Below are 3,785 nucleotides of genomic sequence, written 5' to 3'. Positions count from 1 at the left end.
GCCGCGGCGCCCGCGTCGCGCCAGCCGGCGCGCCAGGTCCGGCATCGTCAGCAGCACGGGCAGGATCGCGATGGTGTTCACGAGCTCCGTCGAAAACCAGAACAGGAAGCCGTACGCGCGCGTGCCGCCGAACAGCGCCGGGTGGATCACGGTGCCGCCCACGCCGGCCGCCGCGGCGCCGCACAGCGCCACCAGCACGAAACGCAGCATCGAGCGCGGATGGCGCAGGCCGCGCATGTCGTCGCTCATCCGTTTCAGCAGCGCATAACACACCGACACGCCCATCAGGTTGGTCGTCGTGAGCATGAGGGTCTTGGGCCAGCCGTGCTGCATGATCAGGTCGGCGACGATGTAGCCGGCGATGGCGGCCAGCCAGTGCGCCGCTGTCGGCGGATGGGCGCGCCGCAGCAGCAGCCCGACGAGGACGGCGTTCGTGGGCCAGAACGCGGCCAGCACGCCCGGGGGCGCCGTGTAGATGCCGAAGATGGAACAGATGAAGACGACCGCGCCGACGAGCAGCGCGTCTGTCAGGTCGAGGCCGGCAACCGGTCGATGGGGGGCATGAGAAGGTTGCACGGCTCGAAGGAATCGGTGGGAACACGCTTCCGGCCAGATTAGCACAGTTCCGTGCGGAAACAATCTGTTCTGACAAGAGGCGTGTTCACAACGCAACGGCTTACGGCTTGCCGACCACGATCCCCCGTCCCGCCGTGCTCATGTAGACCACGCCGAACGTGTTCATGTCACCGACGACGAAATGGCCGTTGCCCGGACCGCCGTACTGGTGCGCGTTGTCGTTGATGCGGGTCCAGCTCTGCCCCGCGTCGGTGGACCGGTACACGCCGGTCACGCCGCCGATGGTGCCCCAGATGAACACGGTCGGGTACGACGCGCCCGCCGCGGCCTTGCCGAAGCCGACCGCGCCGCAATACGTGACGTTGGCGATATTGCTGAATTGCCAGCCCGAGCTCGTGGTCCGGGCGAGGCCGCCCCAGTTCAGCGGCACCCAGATATCGCCTTCGCGGCCCGGCGCGGCGCGGATCACGTCGCTGCCCCACGTGGCCAGCGTGTTGAACTTCCAGAACGACGCGCCGCTGTCCGTGCTGATCATGAAGCTGCCGTCGGCCGGGTTGTACACGTAGAACTTGCTGGCATTGGCCGGATCCGCGACCGGACGCGCATTGTTGACGCTGAGGCCGCCCACCGTCGACCAGGTCCCGCCCATGTTGGTGGAACGGTACATGGTCGACGAATTGGACGGGTTGTGCAGCAGGACCGTGCCGCTGGCCGACAAGGCCACCTGGCCGTAGCTGCCGTTCATATTGGTCTGGTTCCAGTTCACGCCGCCATTGGCCGACGTGTACATCTTGTTCCCGACCCGCACCGCGAGGTTCTTGTTGGCGTCGGCGACGGCCAGGCCCGTGGTCGTGCCCATCGTCGGCGAGAACTGCGGGTTCGTGTACGCGTCGATGTTGTAGTGCAGGAAGCCGTCGTAGTCGCCGATGGCGGACAGCACCGGGCCGCCCGGGATGCTGTTGATATTCAGCGGCACCGTTTCTTCCAGACCCTTGACCGTGAACGTCCAGGTGGTCGGCACCGCGTCGATATTCGCCGTCTTGAAGATGCCGTTGCCCGAGGTCACCCACACGGCCTTGTTGTTGAACGGATCGAACACGGCCACGCCGGCCCAGTGGATCGCCTTGCCGTTGATCCAGGGCACGCCGCCATTGTCGCGGACGAAGCCGCGGTTGATCACGTCGGTCCAGCTGGCGCCGCCGTTGGTCGAGATGTAGACATGGTCGCCCCAGCTGTCGCCCTGCTGCATGTACTGGTTGATCGTCGACGCGACCAGGCGCTGCGAATTGGACGGGTCCACGCTGATGCCGCTGAACGCCGCGTTGACGCCGGACGGGGTCACGTTGGTCCACGCGCCGTTCGAGATCGTGTAGCGCCAGATCTGGCCGCTGTTCATGGGTTCCGAGCCTGAGCTGTTGCCGTTCGGGCCGGCACCGTTGGCATACGTGATGTACACGTTGCCGGCGCCATCGAACGCGGCGCGCTGCGGCATCAGGCCGGACGGGCTGCCGGAGATGGCGCTGAACGACGCGCCCGCGTTATCGCTGCGGTACAGGTTCGCCCCCGCCGAGCCGTAGCGCGAAACGCCGACCAGCAGCCGCTGCGCCACGCCGCCCGACACGCTGGACGGATCGGCCAGGACGAGGCTGATGCCGTTGTCGTTGGGCGTCGTCGTCACGTTCAGCGCCGTCACCCTGGCCCAGCTCGCGCCATAGTTCGTGCTCTTGAACAGCCCGCTCTGGCGCGTGCCGGCATACAGCACATTGCTCGAGCCCGGGTCGACGACGAGCCGCTCGCCGTTCTGGCGGCCCATGCCGTTGCCATGCGCCTTGAACTGGCTCGTCACGTCGGCGACGGCAAACGTCCTGCCGTAATCGGACGAGCGCAGCACCGCGGTCTTGCCGTTGTTGAAATAATTGATCCCGACGGTCATGTAGACGTTGGCGGCGTTCTTCGGGTCGACCGCGAGCGCTTCGACGCCGAGGAAGCCGACCTGGTCTTCCGCCACCCAGTCCAGCAGCGACACCCAGCGGCCGCTGGCATTGTCCCACCGGTACGCGCCGCCGACGTCCGTGCGTGCGTACACGACATTCGCTTCCGTCTTGCTGGGAATGACGGCGGACACGAATCCGCCGCCGCCGATGCCGACATTCCCCCACGAATACGCCATCGCCGGCTGCTGGACGGCCAACGCAGCCGCCGCGAGCAGTGTTGCATTGATCAACTTCATGTAATGCCTCCTAAGATTTGTTATGCATCTGAAGTAAAACAACGCCTGTTTCTGGGCAGGCGTCGATTCCCGCGTCGGCCTGTCTCCTCCAGGCCGAACCGCAAGAATCCTCGAAACATATCTCAGGGATTTGCGTGCACACCGTGATGTAACCGTGCCTGCGATAAATTGTTCAGGCACTTGGTGATTTTTATAACGGCGTGGCGCCGCCGCGGGCCTCCAGCACCCGGTCGATGAGGCCATACTCGACGCCCTCGGCGGCGGACATGTAGCGGTCGCGGTCCGTGTCCTTCTCGATCCGCGCCAGCGTCTGCCCCGTGCGTTCCGCGAGGATCGTGTTCAGGCGGTGGCGCTGGTACAGCATCTCGCGCGCCTGGATGTCGATGTCGGCCGCGACGCCCTGCGATCCGCCGTGCGGCTGGTGGATCATGATGCGGGCGTTCGGCAATGCGTACCGCTTGCCGGGCGCGCCGGCCGCCAGCAGGAACGAGCCCATGCTGGCGGCGAAGCCCGTGCACAGCGTGGACACGGCGGGGCGGATGAACTGCATCGTGTCGTACACGGCCATTCCCGCATATACGGACCCGCCGGGCGAGTTGATGTACAGTGAGATGTCCTTGTCCGGATTGTCCGATTCGAGGAACAGCAGTTGCGCGACGATCAGGTTGGCCGACTGTTCCGTCACTTCGCCGACGAGGAAGACGACGCGCTCCTTCAGCAGGCAGGAATAGATGTCGAAGGCGCGTTCGCCGCGGCCGGTCTGCTCGATGACGGTGGGGACGAAATTCATGATGGTCCTTTCGGTGGTGGAAGGTGCCTCATGACGCTTGCCGCCGGGCGCCGTGTGACGGCGTAAAAAATATGCCGGCGGCGTGTCACATCCGGGCCGCGCCGGGCGTCAAGCGGGACCACCACCAGCGAGGAGATGCACGATGCCATGCACCAGCGCCACCGACGAGTTCGAACAATTGCGTCCGCG

2 protein-coding genes and 1 pseudogene are annotated in these 3,785 nt (G+C 65.7%); all 3 read right to left on the bottom strand.

The annotated features are described in order from the left end of the window. Window positions 1-576 (bottom strand): annotated as a pseudogene (locus ACEN88_RS26485) (hypothetical protein); the annotation flags it as partial. A gap of 100 nt (window positions 577-676) precedes the next feature. Beyond that, window positions 677-2,806 (bottom strand): exo-alpha-sialidase, encoded by a 2,130-nt coding sequence (locus tag ACEN88_RS26480; protein WP_413344458.1) that lies wholly within the window; start codon window positions 2,804-2,806, stop codon window positions 677-679. A 190-nt stretch (window positions 2,807-2,996) separates the two neighbouring features. After that, the gene (gene clpP / locus ACEN88_RS26475) at window positions 2,997-3,596 is read right to left on the bottom strand and encodes an ATP-dependent Clp endopeptidase proteolytic subunit ClpP (RefSeq protein ID WP_413344456.1); all 600 of its coding nucleotides are present in this window, start codon (window positions 3,594-3,596) and stop codon (window positions 2,997-2,999) included. Window positions 3,597-3,785 lie beyond the last annotated feature (189 nt).

Origin of the sequence: Massilia sp. CT11-108, assembly GCF_047302915.1 — a bacterium.
Taxonomy (GTDB): Bacteria; Pseudomonadota; Gammaproteobacteria; order Burkholderiales; family Burkholderiaceae_D; genus Telluria; species Telluria orientalis.
Note: the sequence above shows the minus strand (reverse complement) of the source record. Positions and strands in the feature narration are given on the sequence as shown.